The sequence below is a fragment of the Mesorhizobium sp. WSM4821 genome (assembly GCF_055901555.1).
In genome coordinates, this window is record NZ_CM148371.1 from 2,531,083 (window position 1) to 2,555,679 (window position 24,597).

Consider the following 24,597-nt stretch of genomic DNA (forward strand, 5'->3'; position numbering starts at 1 on the left):
CAACCGCTGACCGATCCAGCCAGGAATTGCTCGATGGTCTTGCCCAATGGAAGTCGCCATGAACAACCATCTGATGATGTCACGGCGCTTCGCGCCTCTCTTCTGGACACAATTCCTGTCTGCCTTCAACGACAATTTCCTGAAGAACACGCTGGTGTTCCTCATTCTCTTCACGTTGGCGGCGGACAAGGCGGCGTCATTGGTTACCCTGGCGGGGGCTATTTTCATGGCCCCCTTCCTGCTGCTGTCCGCGCTTGGCGGAGAGATCGCTGACCGCTTCGACAAGGCTACCGTGGCGCGCAACCTGAAGCTCGTCGAGATCGGCGCCGCCTTGGTGGCGGTCATCGGCATCGCCCTCTCGTCAATCCCGGTACTGTTGACGGCACTTTTCCTGTTCGGTGTGATTTCGGCGCTCTTTGGCCCGATCAAATATGGTATCTTGCCGGATCACCTCGAACGCAAGGAACTGCCCCGCGCCAACGCCTGGATCGAGTCGGCCACCTTCGCCGCCATCCTCGGCGGTACGATCGTCGGTGGCGTTGTCTCGACCGACGGCATCGGCCTCGCGGTGTTCGGTCCGATGATGATGATCCTGGCGATCGGTTGCTGGTTCGTCAGCCGCTACATTCCCGCCACTGGCTCGGCGGCACCAGGCCTGGTGATGGACAAGAACATCCTGCGCTCCACCTGGCGGCTGGTCAGCGGGTTGCGCACGAACCAGCGCATCTGGCGGGCGGCGCTGATGGCGTCATGGTTCTGGCTGGTCGGAGCCATCGTGCTTTCCATACTGCCCCCCATGGTCAAGGATTCGCTCGGCGGCACCGAAATCGCCGTGACCGCCTATCTCGCCGTCTTCGCCGTCGCCGTCGCCGTCGGCTCAGCCATTGCCGCGTGGATGTCACAGGGGCGGATGGTGCTGTTGCCCGCCCCGGTCGGCACGGCATTGATGGCCGTGTTCGGGCTGGATCTCGCCTGGAGTGTGTGGGGCCTTGATGCCTCTACCCAGACGGAGACGCTCAGCGCCTTCTTCGCCGGCCAGAACACCATCCGCGTGGCCATCGACCTGGCCGGCCTGGCGATTGCCGGCGCCTTCCTCGTCGTGCCGACTTTTGCGGCGGTGCAGGCCTGGGCGCCGGAAGATCGTCGCGCCCGTGTCGTCGCCGCGGTGAACGTCGTCAGCGCCGGCTTCATGACCATCGGCGGCGGCGTTGTTGCCGCCATCCAGGCAGCCGGCATCTCCATTGCAGGCGTGCTGTTCGGCCTCGCCGTGATCAATGCCGTCGCCGCATGGCTGATGCTGAAATACCTGCCGACGAATCCTTTCCGCGATTTCGTCTCGATCCTGTTCCGCGCCTTCCATCACCTGGAAGTGGAGGGGCTGGAAAACCTCAAGGCTGCTGGTCCGGCACCCATCCTGGCACTCAACCATGTCAGCTTCCTCGATGGCCCACTGGCCTTAACGCTGACCGATGAGGAGCCGGTCTTCGCCATCGACCACACCATCGCGCAGGCCTGGTGGATGAAGCCGTTCCTGAAGCTCGCCCGCGCCTTGCCGCTCAATCCGGCCAAGCCGATGTCGACCCGCACGCTCATCAAGATCGTGCAAGGTGGCGATCCGCTGGTCATCTTCCCTGAAGGCCGCATCACCGTCACTGGAGGCCTGATGAAGGTCTATGACGGCGCCGCCATGGTGGCCGACAAGACCGGCTCGATGGTCGTGCCGGTGCGCATCGAAGGGCTGGAAAAGAGCTATTTCTCGCGGCTGACGTCGCAGCATGTCCGCCGCCGTCTGTTTCCGAAGGTCAAGGTGACCATTCTGGAGCCGGTGAAGCTCGAAGTGCCGCAGGAGCTGAAAGGCCGCAAGCGTCGCGCCGCGGCGGGCGCTGCCCTTTATCAGGTCATGTCGGATCTCGTCTTCCGCACCCAGGACATCGACAAGACGGTGCTGGAAAAGATCATCCAGACGGCCAACGAACGCGGCATGAAGCAACTCGCTGTGGAGGATCCGGTCAGCGGTTCGCTGAGCTACGGCAAGTTGCTCACCGCTGCCGCCGTGCTTGGCGAGAAGTTTGAGCACCTCTATGCCGGCCAGCAGACGCTTGGCATCATGCTGCCCAACGCCAACGGCGCATGCGCGACGCTGCTCGGTGTGATGTCGTCCGGCAAGGTGCCGGCGATGATCAACTTCACCGCCGGAGCCGCGAACATCCTCTGCGCCTGCGAGGCCGCAGATGTGCGGACCGTGCTCACCTCGCGCGCCTTTGTCGAACAGGCAAAGCTCGGCGCAGTGGTCGAGGAACTTGCCCGCGCGGTGGACGTCGTCTGGCTCGACGATCTGCGGGCCAGTATCGGCCTCAAGGACAAGCTGCTCGGCCTGTTGCGCAAGAGCACGCCGCGGGTCGCCCGCAAGCCCGACGATGCGGCGGTGATCCTGTTCACCTCCGGTTCCGAAGGCACGCCCAAGGGTGTTGTGCTCACCCACCGCAACATCCTGGCCAACGCCGCCCAGGCCGCCTCGCGCATCGACTTCCACCCGGGCGACAAGGTCTTCAACATCCTGCCGATCTTCCATTCCTTCGGCATGACGGCGGGCACGGTGCTGCCGTTGATCTCGGGCGTGCCGGTCTACTTCTACCCCTCGCCGCTGCATTACCGCATCGTGCCGGAACTTGTTTACGCATCGAACGCGACGATCATCTTCGGCACCGATACGTTCCTCAGCGGCTATGCGCGCACGGCACACCCTTACGACTTCCGTTCGGTGCGCTACTGCTTTGCCGGCGCCGAGCCGGTCAAGGCTGCGACGCGCATGACCTACATGGAGAAATTCGGCCTGCGCATCCTGGAGGGCTACGGTGTGACCGAAGCAGCACCTGTGATCGCCATCAATACGCCGATGTACAACAGGTCCGGCAGCGTCGGCAAAATCATGCCCGGCATGGAGTACCGCCTGGAACCGGTGCCTGGCGTCGATGATGGCGGACGGCTTTACGTGCGCGGTCCCAATGTCATGTCGGGCTATCTGCGCTCCGAGAAGCCAGGCGTGCTCGAGCCGCTGGAAGACGGCTGGCATGACACCGGCGACGTCGTCACCGTCGACGAGGCGGGCTTCATCACCATTCGCGGCCGTGCCAAGCGCTTCGCCAAGATCGGCGGCGAGATGATTTCGCTGGCTGCCGTTGAGGCACTGGCTGGCGAATTGTGGAAGGGATCGCTATCGGCCGTCGCCACCGTGGCGGATGCCCGCAAGGGTGAAAAACTGATCCTCATCACTGAGGCAGCCAATGCCACGCGCGCCGAATTTCTGGCTTTCGCCAAGGCGAACGGCGCGATGGACCTGATGGTGCCGGCCGAAGTGCGCGTCGTGCACAAAGTGCCGGTCCTCGGCTCCGGCAAGCTCGACTTCGCCGGCGTGACGAAGATGGTGCGCAGCGGAGAGGACATGAAGATCAAGGCAGCTTGATCCGGATACGCCAACAGGCCGGCGCAAACGCCGGCCTGTCTATACGATCACCAGTTGAACCGGAAGACGCGCCGGTTTTGGCGCGGCTCCGGCGATCCCGGCCCGCAGCACATTGATCAGCCGCCGCTCCGACGAGACGGCAAAGTGCCGGCAGCAGTTTTCGGCACTTCCCGCATGATCAGCCAAGTCGGCCATCGGCACCGCGTGAGATTCAACCAGATCCGATAGAAGGTGCGGCCGGATGCGATGGGAGATTCGTCGCGCGGGCGGTGGAACAGGGCCGACTGTGTTTTTGACCTTTCGCCTGTCAGCACCTTGCCAATGCATCGACGGCCTCGAACAGGCCGGTCCCCAGAACAGCCCTTGCGCCAAATCCCCCCAGCGCGCTCATGCGCAGCGCGTCGAGATTGAGACCGTCAACCGCGATACTCCGGCCGGATGTCGTCTGCGAATAATATTCCTGCCCGATCTGCGCGGCCAGCCGAGCGGACCGGCGCGGTCGTGTCCGGCCCGGACCGGGCGCCAAGTGAAGATAAAGACAATGCTGACTTCCTACTACATTTGGTTCGCGAGGCGCTTGCCCTGCGTCGGGAGAGTGCCGGCGATCCGAAGACGCAGTCGAAACCTACGTCGTCGAGCTTTGAGGGCGCGCGCCGCCTGGCGGCAAGGTCATCTGTAGCGCGACGATCTGGATGAGAAGCTCTCAGCTTGATTGTCGGGCTGCACATCCAACGCCTCCGTGCAAACCACCAGGCGAAGTGATTCAAAATGCGTCCTCGATTGCTAGGTTTTCGAAGTGTCCAGCTTCAAATCCGAATCGCTCTCTTTGGAACTCAACGGCGACCTGTGCCGGGGTCGCCCGATCACAACGTCTGACCCTTACGCTTCCCTTCGCGGTCGCCCAACGGCTGGCCGTGACCCACGACAGACCTCTGAGCGGTCACGGACAAAGGTCCGGTTCCTAATACTGACCTGCCGTTTTCGCCGTGCAGGGCAGTTCTCGAAGGTCCGCAAAAAGCAGTTAGTATTTGGCGACGGCATTTCGTTGTTCTTGCCGTTCAGCAGAAACCATCGGCAGAATTGGGTCGAGGGTACAGTCCAAAAATTCAGGATCGACATCGCGTTCGATGACATCGAACATGCTGTCTACGAAATCGATCAAGGAATCGGAGGATCGAATGGCCTGCTCGATGTCCCGTTTGACCACTGCATCCAGGACCGACAGATGCGTATCGATGGTCTTTATGATATTGGAGTGCCCGCTGGTGCGATTGTGATATATCCAGCCAACCCGCCTGAAGATGGTATGAAGCGGCCGCAGTGTGTGTTCCAGGAACGGTTCGCCCGCTGCCGCCAAGATCAGCTGGTCAATCCGCCGGTCAAAAGCGTTGAACTCACCAATTGCGATTGTTTCTCGCCGTTCCCGCAACTGACGGGCCAAGTGCAGCATCTGGTTGCGATGCGACGAGCCCGATCGCTCCGCCGCGAGGCGAATAACGAAACGCTCAAGATCGCGACGGAGTTTCAGCAGCAGCCGCTCTCGCGCCAGATCAATGGCGGCTACCTGCAGGCCATGCCGCGGCCTGACGATCATCAGGGTGTCGGCCGCGAGCCGCGTGACGGCCTGGTGGACGGGCGTGCGGCTGAACCCCGACATGTCCTGCAGGTCTTGTATCGTGAGAAAGGCTCCAGGCTTTAACCCGCAGGTGACGATCAGGTGCTCGAACCTCTCGTAGGCAAGGTCCAGCAGGTTGTTAGCATTCCGGCGAGTCGGGGACGGGGTGTCGATAGGCGTCCCTTTTGCCGCCATGGGCTTCGCGCGCTTATTAGGTGGTTGTTTGCTCATGCCTCTCCGTCTCCCCGCGCTCACAGTACACAACATATTGTGATATTTCTATACCGTGCGAAGCGACTTGTGTAGCTGCCATCCATTCTTCGCCTTCTGCGCTTTGCCGCATTCGTCGCCGGTTGCATCGTTTCGGGGCATCCAAATTGGCGTTGCGAATGGTACAAAACTCAGCTATGTGATCTTTAGTGATATTTTACAAAATGTCACCGACATCGTGGAGGCGATGTGATCTTGCTCAGGAGGAGTTCAGCATGACCAGCTTTCGATCACACATTGCAGGGGCCGCGCTGTTCGGTCTGCTTGCAATCTCACCCGCCGCTTCATTCGCCGATGAGACCGCGACGCTGCGTTTCCAGACGCATCACAGTCCGACATCGCTGCAGGGCAAGGCACTCATCCGCTTTGCCGAACTTGCCAATCAGGCGTCGGGCGGGACACTTCAGGTGGAGATGCTGACGAGTTCGTCGGTCGTGAAGTCGTCGGAGGCCTTCGAAGCGGCGGCGACTGGCATTATCGATGGCGACGCGACTGGTGCCGGCTACGTCACCGGTAAGAATCCGGCCTTTCAGTTCTACGGCGATATCATGGGCGGCTATTCCAAGGCCGACGAGATCCTCGGGTGGTACAAGGATGCTGGAGGCCTCGACCTCGCCAACCAGCTCTACGAACAATTCAACATGCATCTGGTCGGTGTGTTCGTCGCCACGCCGGAATCGCTCGGGTCTACCACCACACTGGGCGGGATCGAGGATCTGAAGGGGTGGAAATTCCGCTCGCCGCCGGGGATGGAATCGGAAATTTTCCAAAAACTTGGCTCGGCTCCGGTCGTGATGCCGTTCGGCGAAGTGTTCACGGCAATGTCCACCGGCACGGTTTCCGGCGCCGACGCTTCGACCTTGGCTGTGAACAAGGGGCTCGGCCTCTATGACGTTGGAAAGCATGCAACCTATCCCGGCTTCCATTCGATGCCGATCGAGCATGTCACGGTCAATCTCGACAAATGGAACGCGCTGTCAGACGCCCAGAAGCAAGCCCTCCGCGATGCGGTCGATACGATCGCCAAGGAGGTAGCATCTCAATCGGCGATCGACGACGAGAAGGCAGCGGCAGAACTGACGGCCGCCGGCGTCACGCTACACGACTGGAGCGAGGAGGACCGACTCGCTTTCCGTAAGGTTGCCCAGGAGGTTTGGGCCGATTGGGCGCAGCGCAGCCCGGAGGCAAAGGCGGCCTACGACTCCCATGTCGCCTACATGGCCAAGCTCGGTATCCTAAAATAGCCCTCCGCATTGCAACCGGGCCGGCGGCTTGGATGCCGCCGCCCGAAACCGAGAGGTCATATCATGTCAGCCGAACCGGACGACCATCACGAAGCAGGCAAGTCGCCGCTGGCTTGGTTCTCCCTGCTGCTGCTCGTGATCGTTGCGATCACGCTTTATGAGGTCGTTGCGCGCTATATTTTCGGAAGCCCCACGGTGTGGGCCAACGAACTGTCGCTTTTCCTGTCCGCGATCATCTTCCTCGTGTCTGGCGTCTACGCCATGCAACGTGACGAACATCTGCGAATTTCCGTGATCTACGACATCGTGCCCCGGCCGGTGCGGCGTGTTTTCGATGCAATTGCACTCCTTTGCACCCTTGTTTTCTGCGGCGGGCTGGCCTGGTTCGGATTTCCAACGGCATGGCGCGCGCTTGTCACCTGGGAGCGGTTCGGTACTGCCTGGAACCCACCCATTCCGGCTGTGATCAAACCGCTCATCGTCGTGGCCGCCGCAGCCATGGCGCTTGTCGCAATCGTCAATTTCGTTCGCAACGGCCGCCGCCACCCGCCGGTCGAAGACGAACGCATCACCTGACGGGCGGCCAGACATGACGATCGAACTCATCTCCATAATTCTGCTTTTCGGCGTCTTTGGGCTCATGGCCGTTGGTGTGCCGCTCGCCTTCGCCGCCGGCTCACTCGCCATTCTTGTAGCCTACGCCAAGTTCGGAACGCCGGTCATCGCGCTTGCCCATAAGACGGTCTATGGCCTGGCCACCGAATATACGCTGCTTTCGGTGCCGATGTTCATCCTGATGGCGTCGCTGCTGGAACGCTCGCGCCTGGCCCGCGACCTCTACGACGCGCTCAACAGCGTGGTCGGAAGGGTGCGCGGCGGCATCGGCATCGTCACTCTCGTGATTTCGGTGCTGCTCGCCGCCATCAGCGGGATCATCGGCGGCGAGATCGTGCTGCTCGGCCTCGTCGCCCTGCCGCAGATGCTGCGCCTCGGGTACGACCGCAATCTCGCCATCGGCATCGTCTGCGCCGGTGGATCACTGGGCACGATGATCCCGCCTTCGATCGTGCTCATCATCTACGGACTGACGGCCGACGTTTCCGTGCACAAGCTGTTTCTGGCCTCATTCATTCCCGGCTTTCTGCTCGCCGGCGTCTATCTTGCGTACATCGTGGTCCGCTGCTGGTTGAATCCAGCAATCGCACCGATGCCTTCGGCAAAAGATCTTGCCGAGTTCTCTTGGGGCAAGTTTGCGCGCGGCGCGCTCCCGACCGCTGCGCTTATCGTGACGGTGTTCGGCTGCATCTATGGCGGCATCACCTCGATCACCGAAGCGGCAAGCATCGCGGTGGGGATGACGCTTGCGATTATCGCGCTGCGCGGGGAACTGAGCTGGAAGATCGTTCGCCAGGCGCTGACGCAGACCCTGCGCGCCTGCGGTATCATCCTGTGGGTGACGTTTGGTGCGGCGGTGCTGATCGGCGTCTATAATCTGTCAGGCGGGCAACGCTACGTCACCGAGCTCATCACCGGCCTCGACATTTCGCCCTTCATCACCATCCTGGTCATGATGGCCGTGTTTGTTGTGCTCGGCATGTTCATGGACTGGATCGGCATCCTTTTGCTTTGCATGCCGATCTTCGTGCCCATCGTGCTGGCTCTCGGCTACGACCCCGTCTGGTTCGGCGTACTCTTTTCGGTGACGATGCAGGTTGCGTTCCTCTCGCCGCCGTTCGGACCGGCAGCGTTCTACCTCAAGAGCGTGGCCCCACCGGAGATCACCCTGCAGAAGATATTCGCGGCACTCTGGCCCTTCATGCTGTTGCAGCTCGCTGTTCTGGCGTTGCTTCTCAGCTTCCCGGAAATCTCGCTCTGGCTGCCACGGTTCTTCGGCTAGAAAAAAGCTCCCAAAGGCACAATAATGAAAATTACCTCGATCAAGACCTTCCGGCTGGAAGAGTTCTCAAACGTCCTGTGGGTCCACGTTGAGACCGATGCAGGTGTGACCGGACTTGGCGAAACTTTCTACGGGGCTGGGGCGGTGGAGGCGCACATCCACGACACGCTTGCAGCAAGACTGTTGGGCCGGAATCCGCTGCACATAGAGGCGCTCAACAAGGAAATGGTCTCGCTTCCGATGGCGCAGTCGTCCACGGGGGCCGAATACCGGGCCGCCTCGGCGATCGACATCGCGCTTTGGGATATCTTCGGAAAGGTCTGCGGCCAGCCGGTGCACCAGATGCTGGGCGGCCTGTGCTGGGACAGGATCCGCATCTACAACACTTGCGCCGGATACCGCTATGTCCGCACCAACAACATCAGGCCGGTGTCGAACTGGAATCTCGGCGGCAGCGAGGGGCTGTACGAAGATCTGGACGGTTTCATGAACCGCGCCGGCGAACTCGCCGAGAACCTGCTCGAGTCCGGCATCACGGCGATGAAGATCTGGCCCTTTGATCCGGCCGCGCAGGAGACGCGTGGCCAGTACATCACAGCGGAGCAGATGAAGAGGGCCGTCGATCCGTTCGAAAGGATCCGCAAGGCCGCCGGCGACAAAATCGAGATCATGGTCGAGTTTCACTCGCTGTGGAACCTGCCGGCAGCGAAGAAGATCGCCAAGGCGCTCGAGCCCTACAACCCGACCTGGTACGAGGATCCGATCCGGATGAACTCGGCGCAAGCCCTCGCCGAGTATGCCGCGTCGACCGACGTCTGGGTCTGCGCCAGCGAGACCCTCGGCTCGCGCTGGCCCTACAAGGACATGCTGGAGCGCGACGCAATGCACGTCGTGATGGTCGATCTGTGCTGGACCGGAGGGTTGACCGAGGGGCGCAAGATCGCGGCACTCGCCGAAACCTATCACCGTCCTTTCGCGCCGCATGACTGCATTGGCCCCGTCGGCTTCGCCGCTGCGGTTCATATGTCCTTTAGCCAACCCAACACGCTGATCCAGGAATCTGTCCGTGCATTCTATCGCGGATGGTACACAGAGCTCGTGACGGCGGTGCCAAAAATCGAAAATGGCTATGTCTATCCGATGGAAGGGCCCGGCCTCGGCGTGGAGCTCCTGCCGTCCGTCTTCGAGCGGGCTGACCTCTCGGTGCGCGCCTCGTCTTTGTGATCCAAGGAAGACAACAATGTCGATCAGCCTGTTCAGCCTGAAGAACAAGACGGCCCTAGTGACCGGCTCTTCGCGCGGTCTCGGCCATGCTATCGCCGTCGGACTGGCGCAGGCGGGGGCCTCGATCGTCCTGAACGGTGTCAACCGCGATCGCCTCCTCGCTGCTTGCTCGAATATCCGCCAAGAGGGGATGAGCGTCCGCGAATCCTGCTTCGACGTGACGGATGAGGCCTCTGTCGTCGCCGCCTTCGAAGGCTTCGATCGGGAGGGTGTGGCCATAGACATCCTCGTCAACAATGCGGGCATCCAGCTGCGCAAGCCGATGGTGGAACTTTCGACTGCGGAATGGCAGAGGGTGATCGACACGAACCTCACCAGCGCCTTCATTGTCGGCCGCGAGGCCGCGAAGCGGATGATTTCCCGAGGCAGCGGCAAGATCGTCAATATTGGCTCGCTGACCAGCGAATTGGCCCGCGCCACTGTAGCCCCCTACACCGTCGCCAAGGGCGGCATCAAAATGCTGACCAAAGCCATGACGGCCGAGTGGGCCGAACATGGCATCCAGGTCAATGCCATCGGCCCGGGCTATATGGTGACGGACATGAACGAGGCGCTGATCGCCAACCCTCAATTCGACGCTTGGGTCAAAGGCCGGACGCCAGCCCGGCGCTGGGGAAAGCCTGAAGAGCTTGTCGGCGCCGCGATCTTCCTCGCCTCCGCGGCGTCCGACTATGTCAGCGGCCAGATCATCTATGTCGACGGCGGAATGATTTCCGTCCTCTAACCTCCGCAGGAGCTGTTTCATGCGCGCCCTGGTTGCCTATAAGCCGCACGACATCAGGATCGAAGACAGCGAACCGGCACAGTCGCCCGGTCCCGGCGAAGTGCGCGTGCGCATCGAGCGCGGCGGCATCTGTGGTTCCGACCTCCATTACTATCACCATGGCGGTTTCGGCGCCGTGCGGCTGAAGGAGCCGATGATCCTCGGCCACGAAGTTGCGGGATGCGTTGTTGAGACAGGGCCGGCCGTCGCAAATGTCAAAGTGGGCGATCGGGTGGCGATCAATCCGAGCATGCCGTGTGGGCAGTGTCGTTACTGCCGCATGAATATGCGCAATCAGTGCCTCGACATGAGGTTCTTCGGCAGCGCGATGCGCTTTCCCCACATGCAGGGCCTTTTCCGCGAGGAGGTGACCCTGGCCGAGGTGCAGGTCATCGCGGTTCCCGCCGATCTCGACTTCGGCCTGGCGGCCTGTGCCGAGCCCTTCGCCGTCTGCCTGCATGCGACTTCCTCGGCAGGCTCGCTGGTCGGAAAGCGCGTGCTGGTGTCGGGCTGCGGACCGATCGGTTGCCTCACGATCGTCGCCGCACGGCATGCCGGCGCGCAAGAGATTGTCTGCACCGATATTGCCTCCGCGCCGTTGCGGATCGCAAGCAAGCTCGGGGCCGACCGAACAATCGATCTTGGCGAGGCACCCGACGCATTGCGGCCCTTCGCGGAAGAGAAGGGCGTTTTTGACACCGTCTTTGAATGCTCCGGCAATGGGAAGGCACTCGCGGCTATGTTCGAGGTTGTGCGACCGCGCGGCATGATTGTCGCCGTCGGCCTCGGTGGTGAGGTTTCCATGCCGCTGAATACGGCCGTCGCCAAGGAAGTGGTGCTACGCGGGAGCTTCCGCTTTGATGCGGAGTTTGCGTGGGCCGTAGAACTGATCGCAAAGGCAGCGGTCGATCTCTCACCGCTGGTGACCGCGACGTTGCCACTGGACGGCGCGGACGAGGCCTTTCGGCTGGCTTCCGATCGGGCGCAATCAATGAAGGTGCAGATCGCCTTTCACTGACGAACAAGGTTTCGAGACATGAAAATCGTCTTCCACGGCGCGAACGCGCTGACCTTCCGCAAAGGGTTTGAAAATCTGCTCGATGGAAAGCACGAAATCGCCGAGGTGCCCGACGATCTATCCGCCGAGACCGCACGCGCGATCTATTCAACCGCGGATGTCATCGTCGGTATCCGGCTTACCTCCGCCATGCCGATATCGTCGAGCCTGAGGCTCTATCAGGTTCCAGGTGCCGGGTATGACGGGATCGATCCTGCCATCTTGCCTGCTGGCGTTGCGCTGTGCAACTGCTTCGGCCATGAGAACGCGATCGCCGAGTACGTGATCGCGGCACTGCTCGCGCGCCACGTGCCTCTCGCCGATGCTGACCGGCGTCTACGGAAGGGTGATTGGAAATATTGGGCGGGAGGGCCGGACGGCTTGCGCACCGAGCTCGGCGAAACCAGCGTTGGCATTCTCGGCTATGGCCATATCGGCAAGATGCTTGCCATTCGCGCCAAAGCTTTTGGCATGCGGGTGTCGATCGCCAATCGCAGCCCGGTCTCCATTTCGGAAGTGGTAGACGAGGCTTATGCGCTGTCAAACCTGCGGGGTTTCATGGGGTCAGCCGATGCGATCGTCAACACGCTTCCGCTTACGGAGCAGACGCAGGGACTGATCGGCGAGGCGGAACTTGATGCCATGCGGCCGGACTCAGTGATCCTCAATGTCGGCCGCGGCGCGGTGATCGACGAAGCGGCGCTCTACGCGGCGCTTAAGGCAAGGCGCATCGGCCGTGCGGTCATCGACACTTGGTTCATCTACCCGAATGCGGAACACACGAATCCGCTTCCCGGGCACCTGCCGTTTCAGGAACTCGACAACGTGGTGATGACCCCGCACATGTCGGGTTGGACGTACGGCACGATCCGTCGTCGTCAGGGGACAATCGCCGACAACATCAACAGGCTAGCGTCGGGAAATGCCTTAAGAAACCGTATCCTTTAGCGGGAGCGTGCGAGCTACATTCCGCGCCTGCCATGGCCGAAGCAAAAAAGGCGGGCTATCGGAACGGAGCCTCACTGGCGCGATTGCGTAAGTTCTGGAAGGAGGTTTACTCGTGGCTTCTTGCCCTTGGAGCCGATGTTGGATGACGGCTTAGCGCATCGGCGATCTCCCACGGCAGATCAACCGGTTCGGGCAACATCAGATGGCAAATGCAGTACCGGAACCGGAAACGATCGATCCAGTTCGTCGCTCATCAGACGGCGGTGGTCACCGTGGCTCAAGTGTCAGCAGATGTGGTAAGGTTGAGTGTCGGCGAGGAGCAGAGGTCCAGCAACAATGACTTTGAGGCGAACCAGAGCTTACGGCGCATCCGGCTTGGTTCTAGCGGTCTGCACTGTGTTTGCTTGGCAGAATGCCACTGCTGCTCACAATTGCCATGCAGCCGCGACGCCTGGCGTCAATTGGCACGAGTGTGACAAGAAGCTTCTCATCCTAGAAGGACAGGACCTGAGCGGGGCGAACCTGTTCGGTGTTGATTTCACTTCGACCGACCTCAGGAACAGCAATCTCCTTGGGGCAAATCTTGAGAAGGCAACGCTTGTGCGTGCTTCCCTGGCCGACTCGACCGCCAAAGGCGCCCGGTTCGACAGAATCGAGGCCTACAGGACCGACTTCAGCCGCATGGACGCGCAGGGCGCTGTGTTTGCGAGCGCGGAAATACAGCGCTCGAATTTCCAAGGCGCCAATCTGACCAATGTTGATTTCACAAAGGCAGAATTGGGGCGTGCGCAGTTCCATGACGCCGATATCAGCGGCAGCCGCTTCTCGTTTGCCAATCTCGCACGGGCGGACTTCCGAGGAGCGACGTTCACCGCGCCGATAGATTTTGACCGCGCCTTTTTCTTTCTGACCCGTATCGAGGGCGTCGATCTTTCCAATTCGGCGGGTCTGTCCCAGTGGCAGCTCAACATGGCTTGCGGAGACGCCCGGACCGAGTTGCCTTCTGGCTTGACGAGGCCTGAAGATTGGCCCTGTCAATTCCAGCAGGAATAGTTGTCGGCAAGCGAACTGCGACAATGCTGCACCGAAGAGGATGAAACTGGGCACCGCTATATGATTGAGGTCGCTTTGTAAAAAGTTCAGGCGGATTCAGGAGCCTTGGCCCTTGCGAGGTCCTGCAGGAACTCTTCCATCAGCGGCCTGTCACCGAACCGGCGGTAAGCGCGCTCTGCTTCCAGCGAGAAGGCCGGATGCGCCTCGACCAGCCTTGCCATCGTCTGCTGGGCTGCCTCGACCTCGCCGCCCCCACTCTGCAAAGCGGCCTGAATCAGAAGGCAGTTTGCATCGCGCGGCGCCCGGATCAGGCATTCTTCTATGACGCTGGAAGCCTCATCGCGGCGGTCAGCCGCGTAGAGCGCCTGCCCGTGCACATAGGCATAGTACTCGGGCGCCATAGGATGAAGGCGGCGGGCCCGCTCTGCGTTGGCGACGGCATCATCATATTCCCCGAAGCGAACCTGCGCCTTTGCAAGCGCCATCATGCTGTCGGGATCGTTAGGGTTGAGCTCCACAGCGCGCCGTGCGGCCTGCAAGCCGCCTGAATAGTCGCCCTGCAAGGCAAGCCCGAAGCTGATGACCTGATAGCCAAGGCCAAGATTGGGATCGAGACGGACCGCCTGCCGGGCTTCGCTAAGCCCAAGTTGAAGTTCCGGCGCGTTTGCCCAGCCGCCATCGCTCTGCGCCACGCTGGCGATAAAGGTCAGCGCGAGGCCTGCGCGTGCGGCCGCATAGGACGGGTCCATTTCAAGGGCGCGCTGGTAGAAGCCCCGCGCCTCCAGAATGTCCTGCGGGTCATTGACGCCATGCCGGTAGCGGTTGCGGGCCTGCAGCACGAGGTCATAGGCCTGCAGATTGTCGGTCGGGCGTTCCGCTGCCGCCGCCGCCTCGCTCCTGCCGATATAGGGTGCGATCTGCGCGACGATTTCAGTGGTCAGCTCGCTCTGGACGGTGAACACGTCGGCGACCTGCCGGTCAAAACTGCGCGACCACAGATGCGTGCCTGTCTTTACATCGATGAGTTGCGCCGACACGCGAAGCTGGTCGCTTTCACGACGGGCGCTGCCTTCAACCACATAATCAACGCCGAGCTTCGCCCCGAGCTTGCGCACGTCCGTATCCTGCCCATGCGCGGCGTAGGTGGAATCGCGCGCGATTACCTGCAGCTCTGAATTGCGGGCAAGGGCTGTCGTCACATCCTCGGTCAGTCCGTCCGCGAAATACGATTGCTCGCCGCTGCCGCTCATCGCGGCAAAAGGCATGACCGCCACTGACGGCCGGGGGTCGGCGCGGCTCTGGTCCATCGACAAGGCCGCCGGGATGCGGCTGACCATGGCTGCCAGGGGGAGCGGCTGGATTTGGGTGCCGATGAAGATGAGGGCTATGGCGGCCGCACCATAAGACCAGCGGGCGGCAGTGCTGCGCAGCACCTGCGGCACCTGCCGCCACGGCGACCACTGAGAGCCCGCGCGCCTTACGCGGTAGACGTTGAGAAGTTCGGGGATGTTCTTGGCCCACCTGCGGCCGATGCGGACGAACCTGTCCGCACTGTTGCGGTCGGCCGCCATCACTACGGCGCCGCTGACGAATATCTGCCCCGGATCGCACATGGCCTCAAGACGAGCGGCCACATTGACGCCGTCGCCGTATACGTCGCCGTCATCTTCGATGACATCGCCAAGATTGATGCCGATGCGCAGCTCGAACGGGCCCTTGTCGAAGCCTTCCTGTATGGCCAGCGCCGCATCAACCGCTTCGTTGACGCTGGGAAACATGGCTAGAAAGCCGTCTCCCGTCGTCTTGACGATGCGCCCGCCATGGCGGGCAATAGTGGGGTCAATGAGCTCATCGAAAGCAGCGCGCAGCTTCGCGTAGGTGGAAGCCTCGTTCTCAGCCATCAGCTGGCTGTAGCCGACGATATCGGCGGCCATGATTGCCGCGAGCTTGCGTTCCATCAGCATTATTCCTGGGCGGCGGCCATGCAGGGACTATTACTACTGACACTTAAGGCGACGCGCGGCCCAAAACTAGACCCCTAATCCCGGATAGGCTTATCAACACACGTCATAAATGCGTGATGATTGTGGCCTATACCGTTCCTGACCTTCGTCAGCTATCCTCTGCTTCCGTCCGGAGCCGTCCGTCGCCGCACTGGCGGAGGGCGACGCGGAGCCAACTCTTGTATCATCGAGAATGACTACCATCGTCGTGATTGGTTCAGGTATACAGTCGCAACGGGCTCACTATGTGATCTGGAAGGTCAACTGCTGATCCTCCCGCTCAACTCCTAATGAACCAGCGGATGCCGGGCGTATGGCGCTCCAGGCCGCTACTTGGGCACGAACGGAGGCATTCACTCACGACCGCTGCGGGATTCTTCGACGACCCGCTGTCGTATGACTTACCTTGCGTAGACACAGCTTGTGAAAACGCGCGATATGGTCGGCCTGCACTAGATTCAAAGATGGCCGGGGCACCAGAAGATGGCACACCGAATGTGCAACGCAATGCTTGGCTTCGCGGCACTTGCCCTAGCCGCGTGCCAATCGGCTCCTGAAACGCCGCAACCCGCGACTCTCGAACCTGCGTTAGAACCTGGTGCCATTCCTCCCCAACCTGCCTTGGTTCCTGCCGGCTCAGCAATCATGCATCAATCCGTGGCGGTCATTCCCCCTGGCAAGGGCGTTCCAAAAAAGTACGCTGCTTTTTCGGGTCTATGGGCCGGACGACTGGATGGGATGTATGACGCCAAACTTGCTGTTCAGACGGTTTCTTCCGATGGGAAGGTGACGGTCACCTATGCGTGGGGAAATCTGGGCGACAACTATCCGGGAGAGGCCGCCGGCGCTGGAAGGATTGTGGGGACTACGTTGAAACTTGAGCGCCTACCGAATGGCGCGGACGTTAGTTTTGTTATGCTGTCCGACGGAGCCCTCGCCGGAACCGTTAGGCTTGGTGGCCAGACCTACACGGGCGCGTTCCTCAGGCAATGATCAAAGACGCATCTGAAGGGCTATGGAGAGGGCCAGACGACTGTTCCAATTTTGCAGCCTGTTGTTACCGGAGTGGGGCCCGTGCAGGTCGTGATCCCCAGATGTGAGCCACAACTCGATGCAAATGATCGTCGAACTTCTTGCCCGCCGCCTTGACGGCAAGCGCGGCCTGATCACCATTCGCCTCCCGAATGACAGCCTCGATGCTCTGGCGGCTGATATGCGAGATATAGCTGTCGCCGGTCGGCTCGAACCATTTCGCCATTTTCACCTCAAGAGCCTATCCAAGCCGGTCTGCGTGCTCCAAAGCGCCTTTACGGTCATGGCAATGAAGCCTCCGCACAGCGTTGACGGAAATGAGCCGCTGCAAAAGGGGCGGCTCCGATCCGCGGATGCGGATCCGCGTCGATCCTGCACGGAGCGCGGCGCTAGCAGCTCGGAGGAAAGGACGGGGAGACCGAACTTCGCCTAGACTAGTGCGCGTCCATAGTGTGCTGCAGCAAGCAGAAGGAGGTTCGACGGTGAACTGACAATATGCTGAGAAGCTGCGTGAGAGATGAGGGTAGGCCCCTCGGGATCGGCTTTCAGGAGCGGGTCTCAAACCAGCCCAAGCCGCTGTGGTAGAAGAGCCATGGTGGTTAGCGTTGGGACAAAAGCCGCGGACATGATCCGGGGCAGGTAGGCATCCGGAAGATGAGCGCAAGCAAACCCTTCGATGACGCGTCGTTAGAACTCTTTAACACCACTAAAACCGAGGGCGTGTGGATCTCTCGGGACAAGTCCGTCGGGAGCCTGATGACTGGGCGGACAGTGGACGGCGTATAGGGGGCATGAGCCGGATGCAGGCTTTTGCGCGGAACTGCAGGAACCAGCCTTCTGATGCCAAGGGAGAAGCACAAGCGGCACACCACCGTGAGGCGAGAGTACCGATGCAGGAGGTTGGGGCGGATCGACCCGTAGTAGTGACGAAGGTCCTGTAATGGGGCTGGAGCGAAGGGGTCGGATCAGGTGGTCGTGTTTTCGAAGCAACTGGCAACAGGATGACAACGACAGATGCGACAGACAAGCCGTTTATGATCGATAAGCGGCTGGTGTACGAAGCCTACAAAGCGGTCAAATCCAATGGTGGTGCGGCTGGCGTGGACGGGCAGACGATCGAGGCATTCGAAGCCAACCTGGGGAGGAATCTCTACAGGATCTGGAACAGGATGAGCTCGGGAAGCTATTTTCCGCCACCGGTGCGTGCCGTCCCCATTCCGAAAAAGACTGGGGGCCAGCGGATTTTGGGTGTGCCCACCGTGAGCGACAGGATCGCGCAGATGGTGGTCAAGCAGCTCATCGAACCGGAGCTCGATCAGATTTTCCTGTCAGATTCTTATGGCTATAGACCGGGCAAATCGGCCTTGGATGCCGTGGGGATCACGCGTCAGCGGTGCTGGAAATATGACTGGGTTCTGGAATTCGACATCAAGGGTCTGTTTGACAACATCTCGCACGAGCTTTTGCTCACGGCAGTTCGCAGGCATGTAAAGAGCAAATGGGCATTACTATACATCGAGAGATGGCTGACAGCGCCCATGGAGAAGGATGGACAGAGGATTGAACGGAACTGCGGAACTCCGCAAGGGGGCGTAGTTTCGCCGATACTTTCAAATCTTTTTCTGCACTATGCGTTTGATCTGTGGATGAAACGGACACATCCCGACCTCCCGTGGTGTCGGTATGCGGATGACGGGCTGGTGCACTGCCGGACCGAGCAGGAGGCAGAAGCCGTCAAGGCTGCGCTTCAGGCGAGGTTGGCGGAATGCCAACTGGAACTGCACCCGACGAAGACCAAGATCGTCTACTGCAGAGACGCCAAACGCAGAGGACAACATCCGAACGTGACGTTCGACTTCCTCGGATATTGTTTCCGACCGCGCGCGGTATGGGGAACGCAAAGCGGGCGACTGTTTTGCGGCTTCACGCCAGCGGTCAGTTCCTCGGCGCTGAAAGCGATGCGGGAAAAGATCAGGGACTTGCACATCCGCCGACAGACGCAGCTCTCGTTGAACGACATCGCCCGGCTGACCAATCCGCTCCTCAGGGGGTGGATCAGCTATTATGGACGGTATGCACCAACGGGGCTGCAGCCCATACTTCGCTACGTCAATCAGACGGTGCTTGCGTGGGCAAGGCGGAAGTTCAAGCGCTTTGGCAGGGGTAAGGCGCGAGCAAGTCGGTTCTTGCAACGGATCGTCGAGCAGCGCACCGATCTCTTCGTACACTGGCAACTCGGTCTGATCGGCAGGTTTGCCTGATGGGAGCCGTGTGAGCTGAGAGGTTCACGCACGGTTCTGAGAGAGCGGAGGCGCGCAAGCGTCTCCGCTACTCGCCGTGTGCTGCAGCAAGCAGAAGGAGGTTCGATGGTGAACTGACAATATGCTGAGAAGCTGCGTGAGAGATGAGGGTAGGCCCCTCGGGATCGGCTTTCAGGAGCGGGTCTCAAACCAGCCCAAGCCGCTGTGGTAGAAGAGCCATGGTGGTTAGCGTTGGGACAAAAGCCGCGGACATGATCCGGGGCAGGTAGGCATCCGGAAGATGAGCGCAAGCAAACCCTTCGATGACGCGTCGTTAGAACTCTTTAACACCACTAAAACCGAGGGCGTGTGGATCTCTCGGGACAAGTCCGTCGGGAGCCTGATGACTGGGCGGACAGTGGACGGCGTATAGGGGGCATGAGCCGGATGCAGGCTTTTGCGCGGAACTGCAGGAACCAGCCTTCTGATGCCAAGGGAGAAGCACAAGCGGCACACCACCGTGAGGCGAGAGTACCGATGCAGGAGGTTGGGGCGGATCGACCCGTAGTAGTGACGAAGGTCCTGTAATGGGGCTGGAGCGAAGGGGTCGGATCAGGTGGTCGTGTTTTCGAAGCAACTGGCGGGTTCACGCACGGGTCTGAGAGAGCGGAGGCGCGCAAGCGTCTCCGCTACTCGCCAACGTCAAACTGTTGATTTTATTGCCTACTTGGTCTCATGGCACTGATTCCAAAGCACAATCTGCAACCGCCGGAGCCGACAATGCGCCAAGAACGCACCGTCCAAGCCAGCATATTCGATCTTTTCGCCACACACGAGATCGGCCACGAACTGAAGGCGATGTTGCAGTGGCTGGACGGGCACCACGATCTGCTTGGCTTGGTGGCACGAGACTTGGTTCGAAAGCGTCAGGGCCACCGGACGGCAAGGCCTACCTGCCGAAGCGGTCTTACGTTGCGCGCTTCTCAAGCAATACCGGCAGTTGACCTACCAGGAGCTGGCCTCCATCTTGAGGATTCAACGTCATTTCGAGCCTTTGCGCGGCTGCCGTGGTCTTGGAGCCCGCAGAAGTCGGTGCTGCAAAAGACGATCAGCGCGATCCGGCCCGAGACTTGGGAAGAGATCAATCGGGTGGTGCTGTCGAATGCCCGGCAGGTAAAACTGGAGGACGGTGCGGTTGTGCAGTTGGACAGCACTGTGACCTCGGCACTCATGCACGAACCGAGCGACAGCAGCCTGTTGTGGGACGCCGTCCGAATCATGGTGCGCCTGTTGAAGCAGGCTGATGCCTTGGCCGGCGGCGGCGGCTTGGAATGGCACGATCATTGCCGCGCGGCCAGGAAGCGCGCCCGCAAGATCCAGTTCACACGCGGCCGACCCAATCGTGTCCAACTCTACCGCGAACTGATCGGGATCGCCCATGCCAACTTGGCCTATCTGCGGCAGGCGGCGGAACGATTGGCCGCGACGAGCACTCCGCTCATCGCACTGTGGCTGGCCCAGGTTCGTCACAATCGGCCACTGATCGAACGCATCATCACACAGAGTGAGTGGCGGGTGTTGGCCGGCGAATTGGTGGCGGCCAGCGTTCTTCTCGACTGGCTCCGGGTGTTTTCGTATTGCGCCCGGATATCACACGCTGCACATTGTCCGGGATAGCCGAACAGCGGCGTGAGGCAATCCCATGGTGCGGAACTGGATCGTCAGGTTCTGGCTATCCTTCTCGACGACCGGTCTGCTGCTCGGCACGCTGTTCTTCGCGGCCTCGCTGACGCCCACCCTCCTGCCGCGCAATTACCTGACCCAAGGCGTGCTTTCGGGGACTAGCCTGACTGTCGGATATGGCATCGGCGTATTCCTGCACTGGCTTTGGCAATACATGGAGTTGCCGGAGCCCAAAGCCCGCATCCGGCAAAACACCAAACTCGTCGCCGCATTCGCCTGCGCCGTTATCGGGATCATCTTCTTGTGGCGGGCGACGGGATGGCAGAATTCAATCCGCAGCGTCATGGGACTGGATCCGGTCGACACCGCTCATCCGCTCGAAGTCGGCCTGATCGCACTTGCGACCTTCATCGTTCTCGTCGCTCTGGCCCGGCTCTTCCGGCTGACGCTCGTCTTCATATCCGAAAAGCTAAACCGGTTCGTGCCGAGGCGCGTTTCCTATGTCATCGGTAGCACCATCGCGGTGCTGCTGTTCTGGTCGATCGCAGACGGCATCCTGTTCCAATATGCGCTGCGCGCCGCCGACAGCTCGTTCGAGCAGCTCGATGCCCTCCTGGAGCCCACGACGCAGCAGCCGTCGGACCCGACCAAGACCGGCAGCGCCGCGTCGCTGGTCCGCTGGGATGAACTCGGCAGGCGCGGGCGCGAATTCGTTGTGACCGGACCGACCCGCGCCGAGTTGACCAAGTTCCTGGGCAGGGACGCGCTGGAACCCGTCCGCGTCTATGTCGGCCTGCAATCGGCCGAATCCCCGCAGGAGCGGGCGAAGCTGGCTCTAGAGGAACTGAAGCGCGCCGGCGGGTTCGAGCGTTCCGTGCTTCTGGTCGTAATGCCGACCGGCACCGGCTGGATCGATCCTGAGGCCATGGATCCGGTGGAATATCTTCACAGCGGCGACATCGCCAGCGTCGCCATCCAGTATTCCTACCTCGCAAGCTGGTTGTCGCTTCTGGTCGAGCCCGGTTATGGCGGCGAGGCCGCCCGCGCCCTGTTCTCGGAGGTTTACGGCCATTGGACGAACCTGCCCAAGGACAGCCGACCTCGCCTCTATCTCTACGGCCTCAGTCTCGGCGCCTTGAGCTCGGAACTGTCGAGCGAACTGTTCGAGGTGCTCGGAGATCCGTTCCATGGCGCGCTCTGGAGCGGTCCGCCGTTTGAAAGCATTAGGTGGCGCTCCATAACCAACGGCCGCAATCCGGGCACGCCGGAATGGCTGCCCCGCTTCCGCGACGGCTCCTTCGTCCGCTTCACCAGCCAGAAAAACGCCCTCGCCATTCCGGGCGCCAAATGGGGGCCGCTGCGCATCGTCTATCTGCAATACGCCAGCGACCCGATCGCCTTCTTCGACTACCACTCGCTCTACCGCGAGCCCGACTGGATGAAGGCGCCGCGCGGGCCAGACGTCTCGCCGGAACTGCGCTGGTATCCGGTGGTCACGTTCCTGCAGCTCGCGCTCGACATGGCGATGGGCACGACCACGCCAATGGGATACGGCCATGTCTATGCACCCGAACACCATGTCGACGCCTGGATGGAAGTGACCGACGTCCAGGGCTGGACGCCTGCGGATGTCGAGCGGCTGAAGGCGAAGCTGGCGGTGCGATAGCGAGTGCGGCCGCAATCTGCAATTTTTTTCTGGCCGACCTGTCCTGAGAACTGTGTTCCGCAACCGGCGCAACCCCGGCCCGGTCGCCGCTGTCCTGATGTCGCTTGGCATTTAAATGCATGGATGCGCCGGTTTGGCTCGGGCTGGGGGCATTTAATCGTTAGAATCTGGGCGGTCGGATCAGGTTAGGAGACGCGCTGCGAATGTAATATCCGCGAAATGGCGCGACCGAGCCGGCCGGGGTATCGGCTCAGATCATACCGCGATTCTGGGTTCTGCGTCTCAATCGGGTGGGGAAGCGGCCATACTGCTCGCTGTGGAATGCCTGCACTCCGCGGCCAGCAGGCCATCGGCGGCGTCCACGAGACAGGGCGGTTCAGTCATTCCTCACTCGGCCAGGGTGTTTTTATAGATCGCCCCGTCCTTCATGATGATCTTGAAATTGTTGGCGGGATCGGCCACGAGACCGAGGTTCTCCAGCGGATTGCCTTCGACGAGCAGGAGGTCCGCGAGCGCGCCTTCCTCGATCACGCCGAGCTTTCCCGGATAGGGATTGCGCTTGCCGGACAGCGCCAGCAGCTCGGCATTGGTCCCGGTCGCCATGATGAGCGCTTCGGCGGGCGTGTACCAGCGGGCGAGCGAGGCCAGGATTGCACCCTGCTGCTGCGCCAGCGCGCGCGAGAAGAGGACATCGGTTCCCCACGCTGTCTTGATCTTGTACTTTTTCGCCAGTTCGTAGGTCCTGCCGATGCCGGGCCATACCTCATCGGCCTTGGCTCGCTCGACCGAACCCTCCCGCAGGCCTGTTCTCATCAATTCGGGCAGCGGCTGCAAGCTTAGCCAGATGCCTTTTTCGCCGATCAGCTTGGCGTCTGCCTCGCTCATGAGGAAGCCGTGTTCGATGCACTTCACACCTGCCGCGATAGCCATGTTAATCGCATCCGATGTAAAAGCGTGCGCGGCGACGTAGGTGCCCCAATTCTCGGCAATTTCGACGGCCGCCCGCAGTTCGGGCTCGGTGAAGGTGGTGACGTCGAGCGGGCTGTGGGGCGACGACACTCCGCCGCCCGCCGTCAACTTGAGCAGCACGGCACCCTGCATGAACTGCTCGCGGGCCCGCAGACGCACCTCGTCAGGGCTGTCCACGACTATGCTGCCGCCGTTCCTCTCCATGGGGGTGAACAAGCCCCCGATCGTCCGAGGCAAGTCGCTGAGCTGGCGGAAATCGCCATGCCCGCTGGTCACGGTTATCATGGCGCCGGACGGATAGATGCGGGGGCCTGCGATGATGCCCTGATCTATCGCGCGCTTGAGGCCGAACGCCGGCCCGCCGACGTCGCGAATGGTGGTGAAGCCGCGCATCAGCGTGTCTGTCGCCTCGTCGCCGGCCGCGAGATTGGCGAAGCCTATGTCACCCATTGCCTCAGCCGGGCCGGTCGCAATCAGCATCGCATGCCAGTGCGCATCGATCAGCCCCGGCATCAGCGTTCGCCCGTTCCCGGCAATACGCTCGGCGCCTTCGGCCTCGATTGGGCTTGTCGAGATCTGCTCGATCACAATGCCCCGGACAAGCACGTTCGACGGGCCCGATAGCGCGGCGCCTTTTCCATCGAAAATGCGGACGTTTTCGAAAAGCACGTCGTCAGCGCTTGCGGTGGCGCAAAGTGCGAGCACGAGCGCGCCCGCAAGCATTTCTCGACCTGGCCGAAGCATCATGAAAGCTGTGCGGGCAGGAGTGAAAACGGCTGCGGCGCAGGACACGGCCACGATCTTGATCATCTCCCGCAGTTCGAAAGATTTGGGATACACTGCGCTTCTCCAACTTTGGGAGGTCACGGCACAAAATAAAGTTGTAGCCTAGACGGCATCGGCGTCAAGAAGTGTTCCAGACTGGTCTCTTTCAACCCCGATCAAGCGGCTGCCCACCGACATTAGCGCTCTCGCATGGGAATGGCCTCGTTTCCCGTGACTTCGATCTCCCGGTGCGGAACGCGGTGAAGCGGTGATCGCCGGTCTGGGTGGTGTAGCCATCCTGGTGGGCGTGGCGCGCCGACGTAGCATCGACGGTTATCCAGGGCGCCGTCGCAAGTTCGGCGCGCAGCACGTCACGGTCCTCCGCCGCGAAGGCCTCCAGACCCTCCGAAATCAGCCGCACCACCTGGCGCTTCGAAATGTCGACACCATAGTCTCTGCAGACGTCATCGATCGGGATGGCCTTGCCACCATACTGAGCCATCAAAAGCAGTGCCGTGTTCATGCCGGGTTACCACCGAAGTCTGGAACCTAGCAAGCCGCCCGACTGGTTCAACCTTCCGTCACGGCCGGGCAGGGAGGGCGTGTAAAAGGGTTGGTACGACCTAAGAAACGGTCGGACTCGGG

The 24,597-nt window shown here is 61.1% G+C and carries 18 protein-coding genes and 1 pseudogene; 13 read left to right on the forward strand and 6 right to left on the reverse strand.

The window, feature by feature from the left end; all coding sequences use genetic code 11:
• Positions 1-58: 58 nt before the first annotated feature.
• Positions 59-3,463 carry an acyl-[ACP]--phospholipid O-acyltransferase gene (locus AC0NID_RS12140; RefSeq protein WP_473454664.1) on the forward strand — a complete coding sequence of 1,135 codons (3,405 nt, stop codon included), beginning with the start codon at positions 59-61 and terminating at the stop codon, positions 3,461-3,463.
• A 39-nt stretch (positions 3,464-3,502) separates the two neighbouring features.
• Here AC0NID_RS12140 and AC0NID_RS12145 read toward each other — a convergent pair whose 3' ends face one another.
• Both AC0NID_RS12145 and AC0NID_RS12150 read right to left on the reverse strand, forming a co-directional pair.
• Positions 3,503-3,658 carry a hypothetical protein gene (locus AC0NID_RS12145; RefSeq protein WP_473454663.1) on the reverse strand — a complete coding sequence of 52 codons (156 nt, stop codon included), beginning with the start codon at positions 3,656-3,658 and terminating at the stop codon, positions 3,503-3,505.
• An 826-nt stretch (positions 3,659-4,484) separates the two neighbouring features.
• Positions 4,485-5,273, reverse strand: coding sequence for a GntR family transcriptional regulator (locus AC0NID_RS12150; protein ID WP_473454845.1), 789 nt, complete (start codon positions 5,271-5,273; stop codon positions 4,485-4,487).
• A 290-nt stretch (positions 5,274-5,563) separates the two neighbouring features.
• On the opposite strand from AC0NID_RS12150, the gene AC0NID_RS12155 reads away from it, so the two are divergent.
• The 8 genes from AC0NID_RS12155 (at position 5,564) to AC0NID_RS12190 (ending at position 13,594) form a co-directional block, all read left to right on the forward strand.
• Complete coding sequence (locus AC0NID_RS12155; RefSeq protein ID WP_473454662.1) at positions 5,564-6,592, forward strand: TRAP transporter substrate-binding protein; 1,029 nt, start codon at positions 5,564-5,566, stop codon at positions 6,590-6,592.
• 63 nt (positions 6,593-6,655) lie between these two features.
• The gene (locus AC0NID_RS12160; RefSeq protein WP_473454661.1) at positions 6,656-7,168 is read left to right on the forward strand and encodes a TRAP transporter small permease subunit; all 513 of its coding nucleotides are present in this window, start codon (positions 6,656-6,658) and stop codon (positions 7,166-7,168) included.
• A gap of 13 nt (positions 7,169-7,181) precedes the next feature.
• Entirely contained in the window at positions 7,182-8,489 is a 1,308-nt protein-coding gene (locus tag AC0NID_RS12165) for a TRAP transporter large permease (protein ID WP_473454660.1), read from the forward strand.
• Between the two features lie 24 nt (positions 8,490-8,513).
• Complete coding sequence (locus AC0NID_RS12170) at positions 8,514-9,713, forward strand: mandelate racemase/muconate lactonizing enzyme family protein (RefSeq protein WP_473454659.1); 1,200 nt, start codon at positions 8,514-8,516, stop codon at positions 9,711-9,713.
• A gap of 16 nt (positions 9,714-9,729) precedes the next feature.
• The gene (locus tag AC0NID_RS12175; RefSeq protein ID WP_473454658.1) at positions 9,730-10,497 is read left to right on the forward strand and encodes an SDR family oxidoreductase; all 768 of its coding nucleotides are present in this window, start codon (positions 9,730-9,732) and stop codon (positions 10,495-10,497) included.
• Positions 10,498-10,516: 19 nt separating this feature from the next.
• The gene (locus AC0NID_RS12180) at positions 10,517-11,554 is read left to right on the forward strand and encodes an L-idonate 5-dehydrogenase (protein ID WP_473454657.1); all 1,038 of its coding nucleotides are present in this window, start codon (positions 10,517-10,519) and stop codon (positions 11,552-11,554) included.
• A gap of 18 nt (positions 11,555-11,572) precedes the next feature.
• Positions 11,573-12,541: a 2-hydroxyacid dehydrogenase gene (locus tag AC0NID_RS12185; RefSeq protein WP_473454656.1), complete on the forward strand. Its 969-nt coding sequence runs from the start codon at positions 11,573-11,575 to the stop codon at positions 12,539-12,541.
• A 336-nt stretch (positions 12,542-12,877) separates the two neighbouring features.
• Positions 12,878-13,594, forward strand: coding sequence for a pentapeptide repeat-containing protein (locus tag AC0NID_RS12190; protein ID WP_473454655.1), 717 nt, complete (start codon positions 12,878-12,880; stop codon positions 13,592-13,594).
• An 86-nt stretch (positions 13,595-13,680) separates the two neighbouring features.
• Here AC0NID_RS12190 and AC0NID_RS12195 read toward each other — a convergent pair whose 3' ends face one another.
• On the reverse strand, positions 13,681-15,552 hold the full coding sequence (locus AC0NID_RS12195) for an adenylate/guanylate cyclase domain-containing protein (RefSeq protein ID WP_473454654.1): 1,872 nt from the start codon (positions 15,550-15,552) through the stop codon (positions 13,681-13,683).
• A gap of 552 nt (positions 15,553-16,104) precedes the next feature.
• Here AC0NID_RS12195 and AC0NID_RS12200 point away from each other — a divergent pair.
• Positions 16,105-16,590, forward strand: coding sequence for a hypothetical protein (locus tag AC0NID_RS12200; RefSeq protein WP_473454653.1), 486 nt, complete (start codon positions 16,105-16,107; stop codon positions 16,588-16,590).
• A gap of 64 nt (positions 16,591-16,654) precedes the next feature.
• Here the strand turns inward: AC0NID_RS12200 and AC0NID_RS12205 are convergent, their stop codons facing one another.
• Complete coding sequence (locus tag AC0NID_RS12205; RefSeq protein WP_473454652.1) at positions 16,655-16,855, reverse strand: hypothetical protein; 201 nt, start codon at positions 16,853-16,855, stop codon at positions 16,655-16,657.
• A gap of 775 nt (positions 16,856-17,630) precedes the next feature.
• On the opposite strand from AC0NID_RS12205, the gene ltrA reads away from it, so the two are divergent.
• The 3 genes and pseudogenes from ltrA to AC0NID_RS12220 all read left to right on the forward strand — a co-directional run bounded on the left by ltrA (position 17,631) and on the right by AC0NID_RS12220 (position 22,218).
• Positions 17,631-18,890: a group II intron reverse transcriptase/maturase gene (gene ltrA / locus AC0NID_RS12210; protein ID WP_473454651.1), complete on the forward strand. Its 1,260-nt coding sequence runs from the start codon at positions 17,631-17,633 to the stop codon at positions 18,888-18,890.
• 759 nt (positions 18,891-19,649) lie between these two features.
• Positions 19,650-20,471 (forward strand): annotated as a pseudogene (locus tag AC0NID_RS12215) (transposase); the annotation flags it as partial.
• 100 nt (positions 20,472-20,571) lie between these two features.
• Complete coding sequence (locus tag AC0NID_RS12220) at positions 20,572-22,218, forward strand: alpha/beta hydrolase (protein ID WP_473454650.1); 1,647 nt, start codon at positions 20,572-20,574, stop codon at positions 22,216-22,218.
• Positions 22,219-22,605: 387 nt separating this feature from the next.
• On the opposite strand, the gene AC0NID_RS12225 is transcribed toward AC0NID_RS12220, so the two are convergent.
• Together AC0NID_RS12225 and AC0NID_RS12230 are read right to left on the reverse strand one after the other, a co-directional pair.
• Entirely contained in the window at positions 22,606-23,910 is a 1,305-nt protein-coding gene (locus tag AC0NID_RS12225; protein ID WP_473454844.1) for a metal-dependent hydrolase family protein, read from the reverse strand.
• Positions 23,911-24,118: 208 nt separating this feature from the next.
• Positions 24,119-24,475: a hypothetical protein gene (locus AC0NID_RS12230; protein WP_473454649.1), complete on the reverse strand. Its 357-nt coding sequence runs from the start codon at positions 24,473-24,475 to the stop codon at positions 24,119-24,121.
• Positions 24,476-24,597: the final 122 nt, after the last annotated feature.

Bases quoted from the DNA above. Each gene is read 5' to 3' on its own strand.
- AC0NID_RS12140 (WP_473454664.1), top strand. From the start codon at position 59: ATGAACAACCATCTGATGATGTCACGGCGCTTCGCGCCTCTCTTCTGG.
- AC0NID_RS12145 (WP_473454663.1), bottom strand. From the start codon at position 3,658: ATGGCCGACTTGGCTGATCATGCGGGAAGTGCCGAAAACTGCTGCCGG.
- AC0NID_RS12150 (WP_473454845.1), bottom strand. From the start codon at position 5,273: ATGGCGGCAAAAGGGACGCCTATCGACACCCCGTCCCCGACTCGCCGG.
- AC0NID_RS12155 (WP_473454662.1), top strand. From the start codon at position 5,564: ATGACCAGCTTTCGATCACACATTGCAGGGGCCGCGCTGTTCGGTCTG.
- AC0NID_RS12160 (WP_473454661.1), top strand. From the start codon at position 6,656: ATGTCAGCCGAACCGGACGACCATCACGAAGCAGGCAAGTCGCCGCTG.
- AC0NID_RS12165 (WP_473454660.1), top strand. From the start codon at position 7,182: ATGACGATCGAACTCATCTCCATAATTCTGCTTTTCGGCGTCTTTGGG.
- AC0NID_RS12170 (WP_473454659.1), top strand. From the start codon at position 8,514: ATGAAAATTACCTCGATCAAGACCTTCCGGCTGGAAGAGTTCTCAAAC.
- AC0NID_RS12175 (WP_473454658.1), top strand. From the start codon at position 9,730: ATGTCGATCAGCCTGTTCAGCCTGAAGAACAAGACGGCCCTAGTGACC.
- AC0NID_RS12180 (WP_473454657.1), top strand. From the start codon at position 10,517: ATGCGCGCCCTGGTTGCCTATAAGCCGCACGACATCAGGATCGAAGAC.
- AC0NID_RS12185 (WP_473454656.1), top strand. From the start codon at position 11,573: ATGAAAATCGTCTTCCACGGCGCGAACGCGCTGACCTTCCGCAAAGGG.
- AC0NID_RS12190 (WP_473454655.1), top strand. From the start codon at position 12,878: ATGACTTTGAGGCGAACCAGAGCTTACGGCGCATCCGGCTTGGTTCTA.
- AC0NID_RS12195 (WP_473454654.1), bottom strand. From the start codon at position 15,552: ATGGAACGCAAGCTCGCGGCAATCATGGCCGCCGATATCGTCGGCTAC.
- AC0NID_RS12200 (WP_473454653.1), top strand. From the start codon at position 16,105: ATGCTTGGCTTCGCGGCACTTGCCCTAGCCGCGTGCCAATCGGCTCCT.
- AC0NID_RS12205 (WP_473454652.1), bottom strand. From the start codon at position 16,855: ATGGCGAAATGGTTCGAGCCGACCGGCGACAGCTATATCTCGCATATC.
- ltrA (WP_473454651.1), top strand. From the start codon at position 17,631: ATGACAACGACAGATGCGACAGACAAGCCGTTTATGATCGATAAGCGG.
- AC0NID_RS12220 (WP_473454650.1), top strand. From the start codon at position 20,572: ATGGTGCGGAACTGGATCGTCAGGTTCTGGCTATCCTTCTCGACGACC.
- AC0NID_RS12225 (WP_473454844.1), bottom strand. From the start codon at position 23,910: ATGCTTGCGGGCGCGCTCGTGCTCGCACTTTGCGCCACCGCAAGCGCT.
- AC0NID_RS12230 (WP_473454649.1), bottom strand. From the start codon at position 24,475: ATGAACACGGCACTGCTTTTGATGGCTCAGTATGGTGGCAAGGCCATC.